Source organism: Alteromonas sp. 5NS40-0096 (assembly GCF_057544385.1).
This window is the reverse complement of the sequence record NZ_BAAJLQ010000001.1, coordinates 746117-764494: the sequence shown is the minus strand read 5'-3', so window position 1 is coordinate 764494 and position 18378 is coordinate 746117. Positions and strand designations below refer to the sequence as shown.

The following is an 18378-nucleotide window of genomic DNA, read 5'->3' as shown; positions in this document are numbered from 1 at the left end:
AGTCATTAAACAAGCGGCTATATGCCGCTTGTTTTACTAACAGTGTCGAAAAATTCATGGAAAAAAATTTCAACTTTAGCGCAGGTCCTGCGATGCTACCCGCTGAAGTCATGCAACAAGCACAAGGTGAATTTGTTGACTGGCATGGTACAGGTAACTCTATCATGGAAGTTAGCCACCGAGGTAAAGACTTCATCGCCGTGGCGGCGGAAGCCGAGCAAGATTTGCGAGACTTACTGGCTGTACCTGATAACTATAAAGTCTTGTTTTTGCAGGGTGGTGGTCGTGGGCAATTCGCCTCCGTTCCCCTTAATCTGTCTCAGCCAACCGATACATCATTGCACTTGGTAACGGGGTCTTGGTCGAAAGGCGCGGTAGCGGAAGCAAATAAATACAATCAAGCGAAAGTGATTGGCGAGTCGACGTTAAAAGAGGGGCTGCGTTACGTTCCTAAAGTCACTGAGGCCGATGTAGACCAAACCGCAGCTTATTTGCATTTTTGTCCCAATGAAACCGTCGATGGCGTGGCCTTTGACTGGCTTCCAGAAGCTGGCTCGGTACCTTTGGTGTCGGATATGTCGTCAACTATTTTATCTCAACCTCTCGACGTTGCTGCCCATGGTGTCATTTATGCGGGAGCACAGAAGAACATCGGGCCAAGTGGTCTTGCAGTCGTGATTGTTAGGGACGACCTGATTGGCAAAGCGCAATCGGTTACGCCTTCTATTTTTGACTACGCCAAGGCCGCGAATGCTGACTCAATGTATAACACACCACCGACATACTCATGGTATCTCGCAGGATTGGTGTTTAAATGGTTGAAAGCCAATGGCGGTACTGAAGGGATGGCAAAGCGCAATGCAGAAAAAGCGCAAACGCTTTATGCAGCGATCGACGCCTCTTCATTTTATAACAACAGTATACATCCAGAGAATCGTTCAAAGATGAACGTACCTTTTCAGCTTGCTAACCCTGAACTAGATGGTTTGTTCTTATCACAAGCCGAACAGGCGGGTTTGTTGGCGCTCAAGGGTCACCGCAGTGTCGGTGGCATGCGAGCGAGTATCTACAATGCTATGGAGCTTGAGGGTGTGCAAACCCTAGTATCTTTCATGCAGGAATTCGAAAGGGTAAATGGATAAATGACAGTTGAACAATTAACACTTTCACCTATTCACAACGTTGATGGTGTCGTCAATGTACCGGGTTCGAAGAGTTTATCGAACCGCGCATTATTGCTGGCTGCGTTAGCAGAAGGCGAAACGGTTTTAACCAATTTACTCGACAGTGACGATATTCGCCACATGCTCAAAGCGCTAGGGCAGCTCGGTGTTTCAGTGAGTCTTTCTGAAGATAAAACTGAATGTCGTGTTGTCGGTTGTGGAGGCGCGTTTAAAGCACAAGGCGATATCGAGCTGTTCTTGGGTAATGCGGGTACAGCAATGCGTCCATTGTGTGCCGTATTAGCTGCATCAGATGTGTCTGTTACTTTGACCGGCGAACCTCGAATGGAAGAGCGGCCCATTGGTGATCAAGTCGATTCATTGAGACAAGCTGGCGCGGATATCACCTATTTAAAAAATGAAGGTTATCCGCCTCTAAGTATTCAAGGTAAATCCCTTGTCGGTGGCGAAATTGAAGTTGACGGTAGCGTTTCTAGTCAGTTTTTAACTGCACTATTGATGGCTGCGCCTTTGTTCGTTGGCGATTCTGTTATACGTATTAAAGGCGAGCTTGTGTCTAAACCGTATATCGACATTACCTTGGACACAATGTCGAAATTCGGCATCCAAGTGACAAATAATGATTACTCGTCTTTCGAAGTCACTGGCGGGCAGGTATATCAGTCACCCGGGCGATTCATGGTAGAAGGTGATGCCTCATCTGCGTCGTATTTCCTTGCCGCCGGCGCTGTTAAAGGTGGCACTGTGCGAGTGACTGGCATCGGTAAAGGCAGTATTCAAGGTGATATTCGCTTTGCTGAAGTGTTGGAAAAAATGGGCGCGCTGGTTACGTGGCACGACGAGTATGTTGAAGTCACAGGGCGGCCTCTCAAAGGCGTAGACCTAGATCTCAATCATATACCGGATGCGGCGATGACAATTGCAACCGCGGCGTTGTTCGCAAAGGGCACGACCACAATACGCAATATCTACAATTGGCGCGTGAAGGAAACTGACCGTTTGTTCGCCATGGCTACCGAATTGCGTAAAGTTGGCGCGACGGTAGAGGAAGGTCACGATTACATTACGGTAACACCGCCAGTTGAACTCAAACACGCTGCGATTGATACCTATAACGACCATAGAATTGCGATGTGTTTTTCTCTGGTCGCATTAAGTGATACACCGGTGACAATCAATGACCCTGGTTGTACTGCAAAGACGTTCCCTGATTATTTCCAACGATTTGAAACGATCTGCCATAACGGCTAACCCAGGTTATCAAAAATTAACCTCGTTAAATCAAAGGCAATGCTGAACACAAGTGGTTCGGCATTGCTTATTCATTTCTGTGGCGTATAATTGCGCGCGATTTTTTTGTTTAACATTTATGTGGAGCAGGTATGCATCCAATTCCCGTGGTCACGGTAGACGGTCCCAGTGGTGCCGGTAAAGGTACACTGAGCAGTTTGTTGGCCGAGCAGTTAGGTTGGCACTTTTTGGACAGCGGTGCCATTTATCGCGTGTTGGCGGTAGCAACGCTACATCATGATTTGCCTATTGAAGACGAAGAAGCCATTGTGCCTTTAGCAACCGGCTTAGATGTGAGTTTCAACACCGATTCGAACGGCACGAGAATCATCTTAGAAGGTGAAGACGTAACTGACGACATCCGCACGGAGCAAGTTGGCGCTGTGGCATCTAAGATTGCGGCGTTGCCGCGAGTAAGAGAAGCATTGTTGAGAAGGCAGCGAGCATTTCAACAAGAGCCTGGCTTAGTAGCAGATGGTCGAGACATGGGAACGGTTGTTTTTCCTGACGCGATTGTGAAAATCTTCCTTACAGCTAGCGCAGAAGCTAGGGCTGAGCGCCGGTATGCTCAGTTGAAAGAAAAAGGGATGGATGTTAACATTGCGCGCCTTTTGACCGATATCAAGGCTCGCGACGAGCGAGATACGCAACGAAGTGTTGCGCCATTGGTACCAGCAGAAGACGCTGTAACACTCGATTCAACGCACATGGATATTAACCAAGTGTTTGAAAAAGCAATGGAAATTATTAAGTCGCGAGTGTCGTAAAAACGCCTTGGCGCAACGGCAGACTTCGTATTTTCGAACCAAGTCAGCACAGGATGAGCTGATAGTGAACAATAACCCCACATTAGCAGGACAGTGATGTGGATGTATATATTTTGAATTAAATTACTTATGACTGAAAATTTTGCACAACTTTTTGAAGAAAGCCTACAGGAACTAGAAACACGCCCAGGCGCGATTGTTAAAGGTACTGTTGTATCAATTGATAAAGATATCGTTCTTGTTGATGCGGGTCTTAAATCAGAAAGTGCGATCCCAGCAGAACAGTTCAAGAACGCTGAAGGCGCGCTTGAAATTGAAATTGGCGATACTGTAGACGTAGCGCTAGACGCAGTTGAAGACGGCTTCGGTGAGACTATCCTTTCTCGCGAAAAAGCTAAGCGTCATGAAGCTTGGGTTGAGCTTGAAAAAGCTTACGAAGAAAAAGAAACAATCAAAGGTGTTATTAACGGTAAGGTTAAAGGCGGTTTCACTGTTGAAGTTAACAGTGTACGTGCGTTCCTACCTGGTTCTTTGGTTGATGTTCGCCCAGTACGTGATACTGCTCACCTTGAAGGCAAAGAGCTTGAGTTCAAAGTTATCAAGCTTGACGCTAAGCGTAACAACGTTGTTGTTTCACGTCGTGCAGTTATCGAAGCTGAAAGCAGCGCAGAACGTGATACGTTGCTAGCGAACCTTGAAGAAGGTCATGAAATCAAAGGTATCGTTAAGAACCTTACTGACTACGGTGCGTTCGTTGACCTTGGCGGCGTAGACGGTCTTCTTCACATCACTGACATGGCTTGGAAGCGCGTTAAGCACCCAAGTGAAATCGTAAATGTTGGTGACGAAATCAATGTTAAAGTATTGAAGTTCGACAAAGAGAAGCAACGCGTTTCTCTTGGTATGAAGCAAATGGGCAGCGATCCATGGCAAGAAATTGCTGCACGCTACCCAGAAGGCACTAAGCTTAGCGGTTCAGTAACTAACCTTACTGACTACGGTTGCTTCGTTGAAATCGAAGACGGTGTTGAAGGTCTTGTTCACGTTTCTGAAATGGACTGGACTAACAAGAACATCCACCCATCTAAAGTGGTTAACCTTGGCGACAACGTTGAAGTTATGGTTCTTGAAATCGACGAAGAACGTCGTCGTATTTCTCTTGGTCTTAAGCAATGTATTGCTAACCCTTGGGAAACATTCGCTGAGTCACACGAAAAAGGTGACAAAGTGTCTGGTAAGATCAAGTCAATCACTGACTTCGGTATCTTCATCGGTCTTGACGGTGGTATCGATGGTCTTGTACACCTTTCTGACATCTCTTGGAACAAAGCAGGTGAAGAAGCGGTACGTGACTATAAGAAAGGCGACGAAATCTCTGCAGTTGTACTACAAGTCGACCCAGAGCGTGAGCGTATTTCTCTAGGCGTTAAGCAAATTGAAGAAGATCCTTTCAACAAGTATCTGACAGATAACAAGAAAGGTGCTATCGTTACTGGTACAGTTACAGCTGTTGACGCTAAAGGCGTTACAGTTAGCTTGGCTGAAGAAGTTGAAGGTTACGTACGCGTAGCTGATCTTTCTCGCGACCGCGTAGAAGATGCTTCTGAAGAAGTAAGCGTTGGTGATAGCATCGAAGCGAAATTTATGGGCGTTGACCGTAAGAATCGCGTAGTTAACTTGTCTGTTAAAGCGAAAGACCAAGCTGACGAGAAAGAAGCTATTGACAAAGTGAACCAGCAAGAAGACGCTGGCTTCGCTAACGCTATGGCTGAAGCTTTCAAAGCTGCTAAAGGCGAGTAATTTAGCCTATGAGGTGTGCATTAGCGCACCTCGTTAACGTTGTAGCTGTTTGGATTAATTTTTGACATCGAGGTTTACATGACCAAGTCGGAACTAATTGAGCGGCTCGCGGATCAGGCTCGTCACATTCCCGCGAAGGAATTGGAGTCTGCTATCAAAGAAATTCTTGAACAAATGGCGCAAACTCTTCAAAAGGGTGATCGCATTGAAATTCGAGGGTTTGGTAGTTTTTCTTTGCATTATCGTGCACCTAGAGTGGGCCGTAACCCCAAAACGGGTGAACAGGTTGAACTTGATGGTAAATATGTACCACACTTCAAACCTGGCAAAGAACTTCGTGATCGCGTGAATGAGTCAATAAGTTAAGAAGAAGGCACTGTTTTTACAGTGTCTTTTTTTATTTCTAGATATAATCCTGTGTTACTTTTTGGTATTCTCAGTGCATACTGAGGAAGCAAGGGTTGATGGATTGAAACGCATCATTTCTTTTATAGTAATATTGTTTTTGTTACTTGTAGCGCTCGTCGTCGGGTCGCAAAATGACGCCGTGATCACAGTAAATTATGTGATTGCCCAAGCGGATATACGGATATCTACCTTAATCGCTATTGTCCTTGCGATGGGAATTCTGATTGGATTCTTGTTAATGACCACCACGTGGTTAGCGATGCGTGTACAGGTAGCCGGCCTCAAATCTAAACTTAAAAACGTGACCAAAGACGCTTAAACATGCTTGAACTGTTGTTTTTACTTTTACCCGTAGCAGCAGGTTATGGTTGGGTAATGGGGCGAAATAGCGTGCGCCAAGCGCAGCGCAAGCAGTCGAGTATTCTCTCGAAACACTACTACAAAGGCCTCAACTTTCTCCTTTCTGACCAGCCAGACAAAGCTGTCGATACGCTTATTAAGATGATTAACATCAATAGCGATACGGTTGAGACTCACATTGCAATGGGGAATTTTTTCCGTCATCGCGGTGAAATAGACAGAGCAATTAAAGTTCACCAGAGTTTAGTTAGTCGTGAAGAGATTCAGCCCAGTCAGCGCGAAACGGCATTGAAAGAACTGGGAATGGACTATACGCAAGCCGGTTTCTTAGAACGGGCTGAAAATGCTTACCTTCAACTGTTAAACAGCGAAAAGCACTACCTAGTTGCGCAACAGCAACTGTTCAGTATCTATCAAACCACGAAAGAGTGGGATAGAGCGATTGAGTTGGCTGAGCGCATGGTGGAATGTCATGGCGACAATGACGACGTCAGCAGTCGGCTTGCACACTTTTATTGCGAAGAAGCGCAAAAAGAGCTCGATAACAATAATATTGGCAACGCAAGTGAATTGCTTCAAAAAGCCGTAAACGCAGAAGAGCATGCCGTTCGTCCTTGGTTAATGCTAGGCTCACTCGCATTTTCTCAAGGCCATTTAAAAGACGCCGTGCGTTATCTCGAAGAAGTCGCTAACCGCGATTTAAAGTGGTTCAGCGAAGCTATCCCCATGCTTGAGCAAATTGCTGAAGCGACAGACGATTGGGATGGATTAGAACAGAGTCTAAAAAGCCATTGGCAACAATGCGCGACATCCTATATTGCCTTAGTCAACGTATACGTTCATCAAGGTAGGATGGAAGACGCTAGAGAGTTTTTGTTAGAGCAAATTCGAAAAACACCAACAATGAAAGGGTTCAAGACTCTAGTTGGCTTATATATTGACGATCAGATGGATGAAACTTCAGCCGAAAGCTTGAGGTTATTGAAGTCTCTGGTTGAAGAACAAATACAACAACGCCCCAAATACCGTTGCAACAGCTGTGGTTTGTCTGGGCGCAAATTATACTGGCTGTGCCCATCCTGTAAAAAGTGGGACACGGTAAAACCCATAAAAGGCTTAGACGGAGAGTAATCCCCATATGCAAGACCCAAAAGTCGTTATTGCTCTGGATTTTGATGATGCGGAAGTGGCATTGTCATTTATTGATACGGTAGATCCGGCACAATGTAAACTGAAGATCGGCAAAGAAATGTTCACTTTATTCGGTCCTGAGTTTGTCAAACGTATTGTAGCGAAAGGCTTTGACGTTTTTTTGGACCTAAAATTCCACGATATTCCCAATACTGTTCGCAAGGCCTGTAAAGCGGCCGCAAACCTTGGCGTATGGATGGTGAATGTACATGCTTCTGGCGGAAAAGAAATGATGATGGCGGCCAAACAAGGCATTGCCGAAAGTGCGCATCCCAATACCAAATTGATTGCCGTCACCGTCCTAACCAGTATGGACAAAAATCAGTTGAATGACGTTGTGCCCAATATAGAGCCTGCTGATCAAGTGAAGAAGCTTGCACACCTAACCAGAGAGGCTGGGTTAGACGGTATCGTATGCTCAGCTCAAGAAGCCATCATGTTGAGAGAGCAGTTCGATCAACGTTTTCTACTTGTGACGCCAGGGATACGCCCCGAGGGCAGTGACAAAGGCGACCAAAAAAGGGTAATGACACCCAAAGATGCAATGGATGCAGGCGTTAGTTACCTCGTAATGGGTAGACCAATCACACAAGCTGATATTCCTCTTGATGTGCTGAAAGCCGTCAACGAAAGTATTGCTTAACACCGAGAAAAACATGAGCCCGAAACGTATTGTCGAGTCGTGGGTTGACGCATTTAACCGAGCTGATGCTAACACGTTGGCATCATTTTACGCTGAAGATGCGGTGAATCACCAAGTCGCAAACGAGCCTGTGGTTGGACGAAAGGCTATTTTTGACATGTTTTCTCAGGAGTTTGCGAGTGCCGAAATGGTCTGTATTGTTGAACACATATTCGAGGACGGCGATTGGGCGATTCTAGAATGGAAAGACCCACTTGGCCTGAGGGGATGCGGTTTCTTTGAAGTGAAAAACGGCCTTATCCAAAACCAGCGTGGTTACTGGGATAAGCTGAGTTTTCTCAAAGCTCACAATTTACCCATCCCCAATTAAATCACGTAGTAAGACATTTCAATAAGAACAAAAAAGGGCCTTTACGGCCCTTTTTTCGTCATATTACCGCTTATTGTGCGAGTGCTTCTTCAGCCGGCGTGTAGGTTAGACCTAGCTCGTCGCCTAGGGCATCAACTACAGCTTTGTATGTCACCATACCTTTGTGTACGTTCAAGCCGTTAAGTAAATGCTTGTCTTCTAACATGGCTTTTTCTGGGCCTTTATTCGCAAGCGCAAGACCGAAAGGCAATGTTGCATTGTTGAGAGCCATGGTTGATGTACGAGCTACACCGCCAGGCATGTTTGCCACACAGTAGTGAACCACATCGTCGATTACGTATACAGGGTCTTGATGGGTCGTTGCTTTCGCCGTTGCAAAACAGCCACCCTGGTCGATTGCGACATCAACAACAACAGAGCCTTTCTTCATATTTTTGATGTGTTCTTCAGTAAGAAGCTTCGGCGCCGCTGCACCTGGAATCAATACTGCGCCAACAACAAGGTCTGCTTTCGCTGAGTAATGCTCAATCGCGTCAACCGTAGAAAAAACCGTTTTTACTTGACCACCGAAAATATCGTCTAGCTGGCGTAGGCGAGGTAACGAGCGGTCTAGAATCGTGACGTCAGCACCTAAACCGAGTGCCATTTTGGCAGCGTTAGTCCCAACGACGCCACCACCGATGACAAGTACTTTACCCGGAGCAACGCCAGGCACACCACCAAGAAGCGTACCGCTTCCACCGTGGGCTTTTTCTAAGTAATGTGCGCCCGCTTGCACTGACATGCGACCAGCGACTTCACTCATAGGGGCAAGCAGTGGCAGACCGCCAAAGTTATCTGTCACCGTTTCATAAGCGATACAAGTCGCACCAGACTCAACTAACAGTTTCGTTTGAGTTGGGTCAGGAGCTAAGTGCAGATAGGTGTAAAGTGTTTGACCTTCACGAAGCATTTTACATTCGTTTGGTTGTGGTTCTTTTACTTTCACTATCATTTCAGCAGCTTCAAATACGGCTTCTGCATTGGGTGCGATCGTTGCACCAGCAGCGACATACATGTCGTCATCAAAACCGATAGCAGCACCAGCATTCGTCTCTACTAGCACGGAGTGGCCGTGAGTTGTGAATTCTTTTACGGCTGCAGGGGTTAAGCCGACACGGTATTCATGGTTTTTTATTTCTTTTGGTACACCAATTTGCATAGCTGCCTCTATTTACGTTTTGTTAACGAAGAATTGCGAAGCAGTATAGGTGAAGAAACAGCAAACTATCTGCTGAAGTTTACTAAAGTGTGGAATATAATATCGCAGATAGTTAGTTTGGAAGAATATTATATGCTGATAAAGACCCCGAAACATCTCGACAGAATAGACCGTAACATTCTGATAGAACTACAAAAAAATGGAAAAATATCGAATGTTGAACTGGCGAAAAATGTAGGGTTAAGTGCGAGCCCTTGTCTCGAACGCGTAAAGAGGCTTGAGCAACAAGGCTATATTACTGGATATCATGCGACTGTAGACCCAGAGAAGCTCGGTGCCGCTATGTTGGTTTTTGTTGAGATTACGCTGACTAAAACATCAGTTGATATCTTTGCCGAATTTTCTGCTGCTGTGCAAGACCATCCCGACATTCAGGAATGCCATCTGGTATCGGGTAATTTTGATTTCTTGTTAAAAGCCCGCGTGGCCGATATGGGGAGTTATCGCAAACTGCTCGGTGATACTCTGTTGCGGCTCCCTGGTGTAAGTGAATCACGCACTTACGTGGTGATGGAAGAGGTAAAAAGTACGACGGCGTTGAGAATTCAACCAAAGTAGACATAAAAATAGGTCTGCTATTCAGCTTATGTTAGGCTTAGTTATACAATAATAAAAAGTCATTATGCTCTTGAATAAGAGTATGACACGGCATCGCTCTGGGTCGTTTGGAACAGAGCCACTGTAAGTTATTTAGGGTTATGGCGCGATTATCTGGAATTCAACGTTTGTGGGAAACGGGCATGATGTTAGCCTGTGCTTTCGCATTTTTTCTACTTTTAGCTCTCGCTTCTTTTCATCCCGGTGATCCCGGCTGGAGTCAAGCGGGCCTTCAACACGACGTTCACAACTGGGTTGGCTCTACGGGGGCTTGGGTAGCCGATCTGCTGTTTTTTACGTTTGGCTACCTTGCTTGGGCATTGCCCTTTACATGCGCTTTTGTTGGTTGGTTTGCCTTTCAACATATTCGTACGCTGACTGAATTAGATTACCTGACAATAGGGCTTCGCATTATTGGCGCCTTATTACTCGTGTTGGGCCTCACTGGTATCGCGAGTATCAACTTTGATGACCTATTTAATTTTTCCGCAGGCGGCTTTGTTGGTGATGTAATCAGTGCCGCACTCATTCCTTATTTCAATACCGCAGGCACCATTTTGTTGCTGCTTTGTTTCTTCTGTACGGGTTTCACGCTGATGACAGGCGTGTCTTGGCTGACAATTATTGATGGCTTGGGCGGTATGACGCTATGGACGGGGCGCAAAGTCATTGAAGCTCCCCGTTTATTGGGGGATTGGAATATGCCTCAGCTGGCTTTGACCAACAAAAGCAGCCAACCGTCAAGCAATGACGCTTCTGATGAACTTAACATAACAAGCTTGCGAGTAGAGCCATTGCCGGAAGACGAGGTTAGCCAGGAAGCGCAAGAAGTGTCTTTCACCGCCAATGATCGCCAAGAGCCAACGATGACAATACCGGACGATGTGTTTGACGACGAAGCCCCGCCGTTTGACGTACAGCCTTCAGAGCCGGTCGTGCCTACGATGAATATCGAAGATGAACCGGTGCCTATGGCGCCAATACCAGCGAAAACTCAGCCTAAATCAAAGGTTGAAAAGCCAAAAACGGTTTTGTCTCCGGTGAAAGGGGAGGGCGCAGAGCCGGCAGAAGGCCCTATGCCATCTTTTGAGTTACTCGATCGCGCAGACAAAAAAGAAAACCCGATTAGTCCCGAAGAATTGGAGGCGATTTCGCGCTTGGTCGAGGTCAAACTGGCTGATTTTAATATCGAGGCGAAAGTGGTGGGAGTATTCCCAGGACCTGTCATTACCCGATTCGAATTAGACCTCGCACCAGGTGTGAAGGTCAGCAAAATTACGTCCTTGTCTAAAGATTTAGCCAGAGCGATGTCTGCTATCTCTGTGCGAGTAGTAGAAGTGATTCCAGGTAAGTCAGTGATTGGACTCGAATTACCAAATAAACACCGTGAGATGGTGCGCTTAAGTGAAGTGATCAGTTGCGATAGCTTTCAATCAAACGCGTCTAATTTAACCATGGTGCTGGGCGCTGACATCAGCGGCAAGCCAGTAGTCGTCGATTTGGCAAAAATGCCTCACTTACTTGTGGCTGGTACAACGGGGTCGGGTAAATCAGTCGGCGTGAACGTCATGATTCTGAGTTTGCTGTACAAGTCGACGCCAGAAGATGTTCGCATGATAATGATCGACCCGAAAATGCTCGAATTATCTGTGTATGAAGGTATTCCGCACCTATTAGCAGAAGTTGTTACCGACATGAAAGAGGCTGCCAATGCCCTGCGATGGTGTGTTGGAGAGATGGAACGTCGTTATAAATTAATGGCTGAATTGGGTGTGCGTAACTTAAAAGGTTATAACGCCAAAATTATGCAAGCTATTGCCGATGGTGAGCCAATAAAAGACCCGTTGTGGCGCTCGGAAGAGAGTATGGAACCAGAAGCGCCAGACCTAGAGAAGCTACCTAGTATTGTTGTGGTAGTGGACGAATTTGCCGATATGATGATGATTGTAGGCAAAAAGGTAGAAGAGTTAATTGCGCGTATCGCACAAAAAGCACGAGCGGCGGGAATTCATCTGGTGTTGGCGACTCAACGACCCTCTGTCGATGTAATCACCGGACTTATTAAAGCCAATATACCGACGCGCATCGCATTCCAAGTTTCGAGTAAAATCGATTCGAGAACCATACTCGACCAACAAGGAGCGGAAGCGCTATTGGGTATGGGCGATATGTTGTATTTACCACCTGGCAGCCCAGTTCCTACCCGTGTTCACGGCGCATTTGTAGACGATCACGAGGTTCACGCGGTTGTGGCAGACTGGAAAAAGCGTGGTGAACCTGAATACATTGATGAAATTCTCAATGGCGAGGCGACAGCCGAAGTCTTGCTTCCAGGCGAACAGCCAGAAGGTGCAGACCAAGAATTCGATGCGTTTTACGATGAAGCAGTGGCTTTTGTTACGGAAACTCGTCGGGCAAGTGTGTCAAGCGTGCAACGCAAATTCAGAATTGGTTACAATCGCGCGGCGCGATTGGTGGAACAGATGGAACAAAGTGGTGTCGTAAGTTCACCGGGTCATAACGGCAACCGAGAAGTATTGGCGCCACCACCGCCTAAGGATTAGTAGTATGAAGAAACGTCTTTTAACCATGTTAACTGTCAGTGCGTTTTTACCAACAATGGCTTTTGCTGATGAGTCGAGTCAATTGGCACTGCAAACACAACTCGAATCAATGGCGAACTACCAAGCGAGTTTTACGCAAGTTGTGACGGATGTTGAAGGAGACCTTGTCAACGAAGCTGAAGGTCAACTTTGGCTCGCTCGCCCAAATAAAATGCGTTGGGAAACGGCGTTTCCTGAAGAATCATTGTTAATTGCCGATGGCAATGCCGTGTGGAATATCGACAACTTTGTTGAGCAAGTTACGGTTTTCGAACAAAACGCCTCGATAGCAAACAACCCGTTTATTCTGTTAACGACGAGTGATAAAGACACTTGGTCTTCGTTTACTATTGAGCAAACCGTTAATGAAGGTGGTAACAATACGTTTGTGATAACGCCGTTAGAGGAAGGTGGCCAAATTCAATCACTGACATTGCACATTAGAGATAATACTTTAGTGTCTTTGGAAATGTTTGATGCGCAAGAGCAAAAAAGTGCATTGGCATTTTCTGATATCGACACCTCAACAATTCCAAAAAGTGAGTTGTTTACGCCAAACATCCCAGATGGCTTTATCGTGGACGATCAACGTCAATGACGATTAGTGCACATGCACCCTTAGCCGCTCGGATGCGGCCGTCAACGGTAGATGAATACGTAGGGCAACAACATTTACTTGGCCCGAATAAACCGTTGCGAAAAATGCTCGAAGCAGGCGCGAGCCACTCTATGGTATTGTGGGGGCCGCCGGGTACAGGTAAAACCACATTGGCAGAACTCATCGCCAATTACGCCGAAGCTAATGTATTGCGGATTTCTGCGGTAACTGCCGGTGTCAAAGATATCCGCCAAGCAATGGATCAGGCTGAAGCGGATGCGAGATACAATCAACGAACCCTGTTATTTGTTGACGAAGTCCATCGCTTCAACAAGAGCCAGCAAGACGCTTTATTGCCGTTCGTTGAATCCGGCGTCGTCACCTTCATTGGTGCCACGACCGAAAACCCGTCTTTTGAGCTCAATAATGCCTTGTTGTCGCGGGTGAGGGTTTATGTGCTGCAATCACTGACCGAAGGTGATTTAGCCGGGCTGCTGCAACGCGCTCTGACGGACGAGACTAAAGGACTGGGTGAACGTCAACTCTCATTGACCCAAGATGCGCAAAACGCTTTGATTGGGTTATGCGGCGGCGACGCGAGACGATTATTAACCTATCTTGAGCTCGCATCAGATTTTACCAGTTCCAATCAGATCGCCTTGAGTGATGTCGAGCAGGCTGTTGGTGAAAAAGTCGCGGCCTATGACAAACAAGGCGACGCGTTTTACGATTTGATATCGGCATTTCACAAATCCGTTCGAGGGTCAGACCCCGACGCGGCTTTGTATTGGTTTGCGCGCATTTTAAACGGCGGTGGAGAACCCTTGTATGTTGCTCGCCGTTTGTTGGCTATTGCATCTGAGGATATCGGTAATGCGGACCCCAGGGCAATGCAATTGTGCGTTAATGCTTGGGACGTCTTTCACCGAGTTGGTCCAGCAGAAGGCGAACGCGCAATTGCGCAGGCCGCGGTATATTGTGCTTTGGCACCTAAAAGCAATGCAGTATATGACGCCTTTAAATCTGCAATGGCACTTGCCAAGTCTGCGCCAGACTACCCGGTGCCAAATCACCTACGTAATGCCCCAACAGCCTTAATGAAAGAGATGGGGATGGGAGCAGAATACCGCTACGCCCATAATGAGGCTCATGCATTCGCCGCAGGAGAATGTTATTTCCCGCCTGAATTGGCCGAAACACGCTTGTATCAACCCACTGACCGAGGGTTGGAAAAACAATTGAAAGCCAAACGCGAATTCCTCGATAATTTGAATCAAAATAGTCAGCTAAAACGGTAATTTTATGCAACAAACATGGATGCTCTATCTCTTTATTGGCACTGGCGGTGCTCTGGGTGCTTGTTTGCGTTATTTCTTTACCACGACAATCGATTCTTGGTTTGGAAAACCGCTGCCGTTTGGTACACTTACCGTCAATGTTGTGGGGTCGTTTTGCCTCGCGCTACTTTATGGTTTTATTGAACGTGGTGATTTAGCCGAATTTCCCTATCGCGCTTTAATCGGGGTGGGGCTATTAGGCGCGTTTACGACGTTTTCTACATTCTCCGTTGAAACTTTAGCGTTGCTCGAAAATGGCCTTTGGCAACGAGCTTTACTGAATGTTTTGTTGAATGTTGGTACTTGCCTGTTGGCCGCATGGCTCGCAGTTGAATTAATGAAAGGATAAGAATAATCGCATGTTAGATCCAAAGTTTTTGCGTAGCGACATAGAAAATACCGCCGCTCGCCTGGCAACACGAGGCTATACGCTGGATGTTGAAACTTTCAACGCGCTTGAGGAAAAGCGCAAATCCTTGCAGATCAAAACGCAAGAATTACAAAATGAAAGAAACGTGCGAAGTAAGTCCATAGGTAAAGCGAAAGCACAAGGCCAAGATATTGCACCATTGTTAGCGGAAGTAGGCCAGTTAGGAGACGATTTAGACGCAGCGAAACAAGAGTTGGATGTTGTTCTGGCTGAGATTACGGCGTTTACTCAACAAATACCAAACTTACCTAACGAGTCTGTTCCTTCAGGTAAAGATGAAGAAGACAACGTGGAAGTCAGCAAGTGGGGAACACCACCTTCGTTTGACTTTGAAGTGCGAGACCATGTTGATTTGGCTGATGGCTTAAATAAAGGCTTGGATTTTGAAACAGGCGTGAAGTTATCTGGTAGCCGTTTTGTGGTTATGCATGGTCAAGTAGCAAAACTGCACCGCGCACTCGCTCAATTTATGTTGGATATTCATACGCAAGAACACGGTTATCAAGAAACTTACGTACCGTTACTGGTGAATGAAGATAGCCTATATGGTACGGGCCAGTTGCCTAAGTTTGGTGAGGATTTGTTCCACACTAAACCTGCAACCGAGGAAGGCCAAGGTTTATCTTTGATCCCGACTGCGGAAGTTCCATTGACCAACATTGTTCGCGACGAAATCATTGCCGCTAACCAACTACCGGTAAAAATGACCGCACATACACCGTGCTTCCGTAGTGAAGCTGGGTCGTACGGTAGAGATACTCGAGGCTTGATCCGTAACCACCAATTCGAAAAAGTTGAACTGGTGCAAATCGTTAAGCCTGAAGACAGCTTTGATGCACTTGAAGCATTGACTGGCCATGCCGAAGTCATTCTGCAACGCCTTGGTCTAGCTTACCGTAAAGTCCTACTATGCACTGGTGATATGGGCTTTGGTTCATGCAAAACCTATGACTTGGAAGTGTGGTTGCCAGCACAAGATACGTATCGCGAAATTTCTTCTTGTTCAAATATGTTGGATTTCCAAGCGCGAAGAATGCAAGCGCGCTATCGCAACCCAGAAACGAATAAGCCTGAACTCGTTCATACCTTAAATGGTTCTGGTTTAGCCGTAGGTAGAACACTAGTCGCTATATTAGAGAATTATCAGCAGGCCGATGGCAGTATCAAAGTGCCAGAAGCCTTGGTGAATTACATGGGCGGTGTTACTGAATTAAAAGCCTAAGAGCAAAATTGAAAAAGCCCCGAAAGGGGCTTTTTTTTGACAATCCAATACTCAATTACAAGCACTTAGCCGGCTTAGGCAAGCCTGCTAGCTTTGTCGCTTGTTTTGCTGGGCCTTTGGGAAATAGCCTGTGTAAATAGCGGCTATTGCCTTTTTCTGGACCAAACTTGTTGGCCATGGCTTTGACCAACGCTCGAATTGCTGGACTGGTGTCAAATTCTAAATAGAAGGCTCGGACAAAACGCACCACTTCCCAGTGAGCATCAGTCAACGTGATGTTTTCTCGCTCGGCGAGAAAAGGCACTAACGATTCATCCCAATCTGTATGATTTAACAGATAACCCTGTTTATCGGTGGCTAAGGTTTTACCCTGCCATTCAATAGAAAAAGACTCACTCATTTATAATGTTACCCATGGGTTATGCGCAGTCGTCAATGCGACGAGTTGTGATTGTGTAATTGTCATTTCAGTTGTTAAGCCTCGAGCTCGAGCGTCTTCTTCCATCACGTAGACTTTGGCTTTACCAACGTTTGATAACACCTCTGCGAGTTTATACGTTGCATTTTCGCCGAGCACGACAACGTCGGTTGCAGACAATGAATGCAAACGTGATGGATCAATAGGTAAAGTACGAACAAACAATAGCATCAGAAAGTTACCACGTGTTTGGCTTGATTGATCAGGTCTGTTACCTGTTGGTGGCTTAGTGTTACCCCATCGACATTCACAAGGTTGTCAGGCGACAAGTGTCTGGATTCAAGGCATGGCTTACTTATGTATACGTCCTCAATGTCATACAAGGGCATCATCTTTAACCGTTTAGCGTGATTCTTTGCGAAAGAAGGCGTCTGCTCAACATGTAATTGATAAACGCCATCGCCTGTAAATAAAACCGCAACGTCATGGCCATAATTGGTCGCTGCCAGCACAAAGTCTAAACCGTCTTCGGCATCACTGCCTGAGTAGGGCGGTTGTGTAAACTGTACGAGAATATTGCTCATATTAAAATTGCACCAAGTGGTCGCTTTGATGAAGCTTCGCAAAAAACTCGCCGATGCCAACTTGTTCGAAAGGCGCGGTAATATTAAACCCAGATTTACCCAGTTCTTGCGCTTCATGTTCAGATATGACACCCCGCTTAGCCGCGGCTGTAACACACACCCACAAAGGTACATCGAGTTGGGCTTTCAACTCTACCCAACGCTGGTACTGATTTGATTGGTTACCCGGCTCATGAGCAAATTCATTCGCGTGATATACACCTGCTTGGTAAAAGAAGATTTGATCGAGTGTATGGTCAGCTTCAATGAGGGCTTGCGCAAACTCAATAGGGGACGTACCACTCGTTTGGTCAAAGGGAGAGGAGGTAATAAGTAGTGAATAATGTGCCATATAAACAAAACACCCCGCAATAGCGGGGTGCGTCTCTAATTACTTTTGATAGTGATTAGTCGTCGCCACCGAACGCACCCAGAAGGTGTAGTAACGAAGTGAACAAGTTGTACAGGTTAAGGTACATAGAGACTGTTGCACGAATGTAATTCGTTTCACCGCCATTGATGATACGGCTTGTGTCATAAAGGATAAAGCCAGACATAAGGAACACAATCACAGCGTTAAGTGCAAGTGAAACCGCAGGTACTTGGAAGAAAATGTTAGCGAACATCGCAATAATGGCCATCACCAAACCGACAACCAAAAAGCCGCCCATAAAAGAAAAGTCTTTTTTGGTCGTGAGTACATAGCCTGAAAGTGCAAAGAACACGATAGCCGTTGCACCAAGTGCTTCCATTATTAGACCAGGGCCACCAACACCAACGTAGTAATTAAGGGTGTAGCCTAATGAACCGCCTAACAAACCAGTGAACACAAACACCCATGCGATACCGGATGCGGATTCCGCTGTTTTATTTAAAATAAACAGTGTTACGAAGGCACCAATTGTCATGCCCAGAGACATAATCGGGCTGATGCCAACAGCCATTGCGATGCCAGCACACACAGCACTGAAAAGAAGCGTCATTGCTAACAACATATATGTGCTACGAAGCACCTTATTCGTCTGTAGAACAGACGGTTGAGATGCACTAGAGTACATTGAACGTGGATCCATTGTTCCCTCCAATAGGAAAAGTCAATCTGAGTAAGATACTCACTTATATATTAGGGTAGTTGTATGGCTTTTGGTTCAATTTTTCAAGTAGTTTTGCGATATCTAACAAGGGATTGGTGATACTTTGTCGATTTCGCGTAATTTTTGCTCGCGATCGTTTAAATATCAGGCGCTTAATCACTTTTTTAATATTTATGCTTTAC

The 18378-nt window shown here is 46.0% G+C and carries 21 protein-coding genes; 15 read left to right on the top strand and 6 right to left on the bottom strand.

The window, feature by feature from the left end:
* The first annotated feature begins 56 nt into the window (after nucleotides 1-56).
* From serC to AC27G9_RS03475, 9 genes are all read left to right on the top strand, one after another.
* Complete coding sequence (gene serC / locus AC27G9_RS03515; RefSeq protein ID WP_487071073.1) at nucleotides 57-1142, top strand: 3-phosphoserine/phosphohydroxythreonine transaminase; 1086 nt, start codon at nucleotides 57-59, stop codon at nucleotides 1140-1142.
* A complete protein-coding gene (gene aroA / locus AC27G9_RS03510; protein WP_487071071.1) occupies nucleotides 1143-2435 on the top strand; it encodes a 3-phosphoshikimate 1-carboxyvinyltransferase in 1293 nt (430 codons plus the stop codon).
* A 131-nt stretch (nucleotides 2436-2566) separates the two neighbouring features.
* On the top strand, nucleotides 2567-3241 hold the full coding sequence (cmk, locus tag AC27G9_RS03505; RefSeq protein ID WP_487071069.1) for a (d)CMP kinase: 675 nt from the start codon (nucleotides 2567-2569) through the stop codon (nucleotides 3239-3241).
* Between the two features lie 129 nt (nucleotides 3242-3370).
* The gene (gene rpsA / locus AC27G9_RS03500) at nucleotides 3371-5041 is read left to right on the top strand and encodes a 30S ribosomal protein S1 (RefSeq protein WP_487071067.1); all 1671 of its coding nucleotides are present in this window, start codon (nucleotides 3371-3373) and stop codon (nucleotides 5039-5041) included.
* A 78-nt stretch (nucleotides 5042-5119) separates the two neighbouring features.
* Nucleotides 5120-5407, top strand: a complete 288-nt coding sequence (gene ihfB, locus AC27G9_RS03495; RefSeq protein WP_487071065.1) for an integration host factor subunit beta — start codon at nucleotides 5120-5122, stop codon at nucleotides 5405-5407.
* 73 nt (nucleotides 5408-5480) lie between these two features.
* Nucleotides 5481-5768 (top strand): LapA family protein, encoded by a 288-nt coding sequence (locus tag AC27G9_RS03490; RefSeq protein ID WP_487071063.1) that lies wholly within the window; start codon nucleotides 5481-5483, stop codon nucleotides 5766-5768.
* Nucleotides 5769-5770: 2 nt separating this feature from the next.
* On the top strand, nucleotides 5771-6940 hold the full coding sequence (gene lapB, locus AC27G9_RS03485; RefSeq protein WP_487071061.1) for a lipopolysaccharide assembly protein LapB: 1170 nt from the start codon (nucleotides 5771-5773) through the stop codon (nucleotides 6938-6940).
* A gap of 7 nt (nucleotides 6941-6947) precedes the next feature.
* Complete coding sequence (pyrF, locus tag AC27G9_RS03480) at nucleotides 6948-7643, top strand: orotidine-5'-phosphate decarboxylase (RefSeq protein ID WP_487071059.1); 696 nt, start codon at nucleotides 6948-6950, stop codon at nucleotides 7641-7643.
* 13 nt (nucleotides 7644-7656) lie between these two features.
* Nucleotides 7657-8013, top strand: a complete 357-nt coding sequence (locus AC27G9_RS03475) for a nuclear transport factor 2 family protein (RefSeq protein ID WP_487071057.1) — start codon at nucleotides 7657-7659, stop codon at nucleotides 8011-8013.
* A 70-nt stretch (nucleotides 8014-8083) separates the two neighbouring features.
* On the opposite strand, the gene ald is transcribed toward AC27G9_RS03475, so the two are convergent.
* On the bottom strand, nucleotides 8084-9214 hold the full coding sequence (gene ald, locus AC27G9_RS03470; protein ID WP_487071055.1) for an alanine dehydrogenase: 1131 nt from the start codon (nucleotides 9212-9214) through the stop codon (nucleotides 8084-8086).
* 132 nt (nucleotides 9215-9346) lie between these two features.
* Here ald and lrp point away from each other — a divergent pair, with 132 nt between their 5' ends.
* The 6 genes from lrp to serS all read left to right on the top strand — a co-directional run bounded on the left by lrp (nucleotide 9347) and on the right by serS (nucleotide 16061).
* Nucleotides 9347-9832 (top strand): leucine-responsive transcriptional regulator Lrp, encoded by a 486-nt coding sequence (lrp, locus tag AC27G9_RS03465; protein WP_487071053.1) that lies wholly within the window; start codon nucleotides 9347-9349, stop codon nucleotides 9830-9832.
* 140 nt (nucleotides 9833-9972) lie between these two features.
* On the top strand, nucleotides 9973-12435 hold the full coding sequence (locus AC27G9_RS03460; protein WP_487071051.1) for a DNA translocase FtsK 4TM domain-containing protein: 2463 nt from the start codon (nucleotides 9973-9975) through the stop codon (nucleotides 12433-12435).
* A 4-nt stretch (nucleotides 12436-12439) separates the two neighbouring features.
* Nucleotides 12440-13072: an outer membrane lipoprotein periplasmic chaperone LolA gene (lolA, locus tag AC27G9_RS03455; protein ID WP_487071049.1), complete on the top strand. Its 633-nt coding sequence runs from the start codon at nucleotides 12440-12442 to the stop codon at nucleotides 13070-13072.
* Nucleotides 13069-14370 (top strand): replication-associated recombination protein A, encoded by a 1302-nt coding sequence (locus AC27G9_RS03450; RefSeq protein ID WP_487071047.1) that lies wholly within the window; start codon nucleotides 13069-13071, stop codon nucleotides 14368-14370. Before lolA ends, AC27G9_RS03450 begins: the two co-directional genes overlap by 4 nt.
* 4 nt (nucleotides 14371-14374) lie before the next feature.
* Nucleotides 14375-14758 (top strand): fluoride efflux transporter CrcB, encoded by a 384-nt coding sequence (gene crcB / locus AC27G9_RS03445; protein WP_487071045.1) that lies wholly within the window; start codon nucleotides 14375-14377, stop codon nucleotides 14756-14758.
* Between the two features lie 10 nt (nucleotides 14759-14768).
* Nucleotides 14769-16061 carry a serine--tRNA ligase gene (gene serS, locus AC27G9_RS03440; protein WP_487071043.1) on the top strand — a complete coding sequence of 431 codons (1293 nt, stop codon included), beginning with the start codon at nucleotides 14769-14771 and terminating at the stop codon, nucleotides 16059-16061.
* 55 nt (nucleotides 16062-16116) lie between these two features.
* Here serS and AC27G9_RS03435 read toward each other — a convergent pair whose 3' ends face one another.
* From AC27G9_RS03435 to AC27G9_RS03415, 5 genes are read right to left on the bottom strand one after another with little or no spacing between them, the layout of a single operon-like run.
* The gene (locus tag AC27G9_RS03435; RefSeq protein WP_487071041.1) at nucleotides 16117-16461 is read right to left on the bottom strand and encodes a TusE/DsrC/DsvC family sulfur relay protein; all 345 of its coding nucleotides are present in this window, start codon (nucleotides 16459-16461) and stop codon (nucleotides 16117-16119) included.
* Nucleotides 16462-16710 (bottom strand): DsrH/TusB family sulfur metabolism protein, encoded by a 249-nt coding sequence (locus AC27G9_RS03430; protein ID WP_487071039.1) that lies wholly within the window; start codon nucleotides 16708-16710, stop codon nucleotides 16462-16464.
* A complete protein-coding gene (gene tusC, locus AC27G9_RS03425) occupies nucleotides 16710-17063 on the bottom strand; it encodes a sulfurtransferase complex subunit TusC (protein ID WP_487071037.1) in 354 nt (117 codons plus the stop codon). Before tusC ends, AC27G9_RS03430 begins: the two co-directional genes overlap by 1 nt.
* 1 nt (nucleotide 17064) lies before the next feature.
* A complete protein-coding gene (gene tusD / locus AC27G9_RS03420) occupies nucleotides 17065-17454 on the bottom strand; it encodes a sulfurtransferase complex subunit TusD (RefSeq protein ID WP_487071035.1) in 390 nt (129 codons plus the stop codon).
* Between the two features lie 55 nt (nucleotides 17455-17509).
* The gene (locus tag AC27G9_RS03415; RefSeq protein ID WP_487071033.1) at nucleotides 17510-18175 is read right to left on the bottom strand and encodes a Bax inhibitor-1/YccA family protein; all 666 of its coding nucleotides are present in this window, start codon (nucleotides 18173-18175) and stop codon (nucleotides 17510-17512) included.
* Between the last annotated feature and the right edge of the window lie 203 nt (nucleotides 18176-18378).

What these genes read in the sequence shown, in the direction of transcription:
- serC (WP_487071073.1), top strand. Translation starts at nt 57, where the DNA reads ATGGAAAAAAATTTCAACTTTAGCGCAGGTCCTGCGATGCTACCCGCT.
- aroA (WP_487071071.1), top strand. Translation starts at nt 1,143, where the DNA reads ATGACAGTTGAACAATTAACACTTTCACCTATTCACAACGTTGATGGT.
- cmk (WP_487071069.1), top strand. Translation starts at nt 2,567, where the DNA reads ATGCATCCAATTCCCGTGGTCACGGTAGACGGTCCCAGTGGTGCCGGT.
- rpsA (WP_487071067.1), top strand. Translation starts at nt 3,371, where the DNA reads ATGACTGAAAATTTTGCACAACTTTTTGAAGAAAGCCTACAGGAACTA.
- ihfB (WP_487071065.1), top strand. Translation starts at nt 5,120, where the DNA reads ATGACCAAGTCGGAACTAATTGAGCGGCTCGCGGATCAGGCTCGTCAC.
- lapB (WP_487071061.1), top strand. Translation starts at nt 5,771, where the DNA reads ATGCTTGAACTGTTGTTTTTACTTTTACCCGTAGCAGCAGGTTATGGT.
- pyrF (WP_487071059.1), top strand. Translation starts at nt 6,948, where the DNA reads ATGCAAGACCCAAAAGTCGTTATTGCTCTGGATTTTGATGATGCGGAA.
- AC27G9_RS03475 (WP_487071057.1), top strand. Translation starts at nt 7,657, where the DNA reads ATGAGCCCGAAACGTATTGTCGAGTCGTGGGTTGACGCATTTAACCGA.
- ald (WP_487071055.1), bottom strand. Translation starts at nt 9,214, where the DNA reads ATGCAAATTGGTGTACCAAAAGAAATAAAAAACCATGAATACCGTGTC.
- lrp (WP_487071053.1), top strand. Translation starts at nt 9,347, where the DNA reads ATGCTGATAAAGACCCCGAAACATCTCGACAGAATAGACCGTAACATT.
- AC27G9_RS03460 (WP_487071051.1), top strand. Translation starts at nt 9,973, where the DNA reads ATGGCGCGATTATCTGGAATTCAACGTTTGTGGGAAACGGGCATGATG.
- lolA (WP_487071049.1), top strand. Translation starts at nt 12,440, where the DNA reads ATGAAGAAACGTCTTTTAACCATGTTAACTGTCAGTGCGTTTTTACCA.
- AC27G9_RS03450 (WP_487071047.1), top strand. Translation starts at nt 13,069, where the DNA reads ATGACGATTAGTGCACATGCACCCTTAGCCGCTCGGATGCGGCCGTCA.
- crcB (WP_487071045.1), top strand. Translation starts at nt 14,375, where the DNA reads ATGCAACAAACATGGATGCTCTATCTCTTTATTGGCACTGGCGGTGCT.
- serS (WP_487071043.1), top strand. Translation starts at nt 14,769, where the DNA reads ATGTTAGATCCAAAGTTTTTGCGTAGCGACATAGAAAATACCGCCGCT.
- AC27G9_RS03435 (WP_487071041.1), bottom strand. Translation starts at nt 16,461, where the DNA reads ATGAGTGAGTCTTTTTCTATTGAATGGCAGGGTAAAACCTTAGCCACC.
- AC27G9_RS03430 (WP_487071039.1), bottom strand. Translation starts at nt 16,710, where the DNA reads ATGCTATTGTTTGTTCGTACTTTACCTATTGATCCATCACGTTTGCAT.
- tusC (WP_487071037.1), bottom strand. Translation starts at nt 17,063, where the DNA reads ATGAGCAATATTCTCGTACAGTTTACACAACCGCCCTACTCAGGCAGT.
- tusD (WP_487071035.1), bottom strand. Translation starts at nt 17,454, where the DNA reads ATGGCACATTATTCACTACTTATTACCTCCTCTCCCTTTGACCAAACG.
- AC27G9_RS03415 (WP_487071033.1), bottom strand. Translation starts at nt 18,175, where the DNA reads ATGGATCCACGTTCAATGTACTCTAGTGCATCTCAACCGTCTGTTCTA.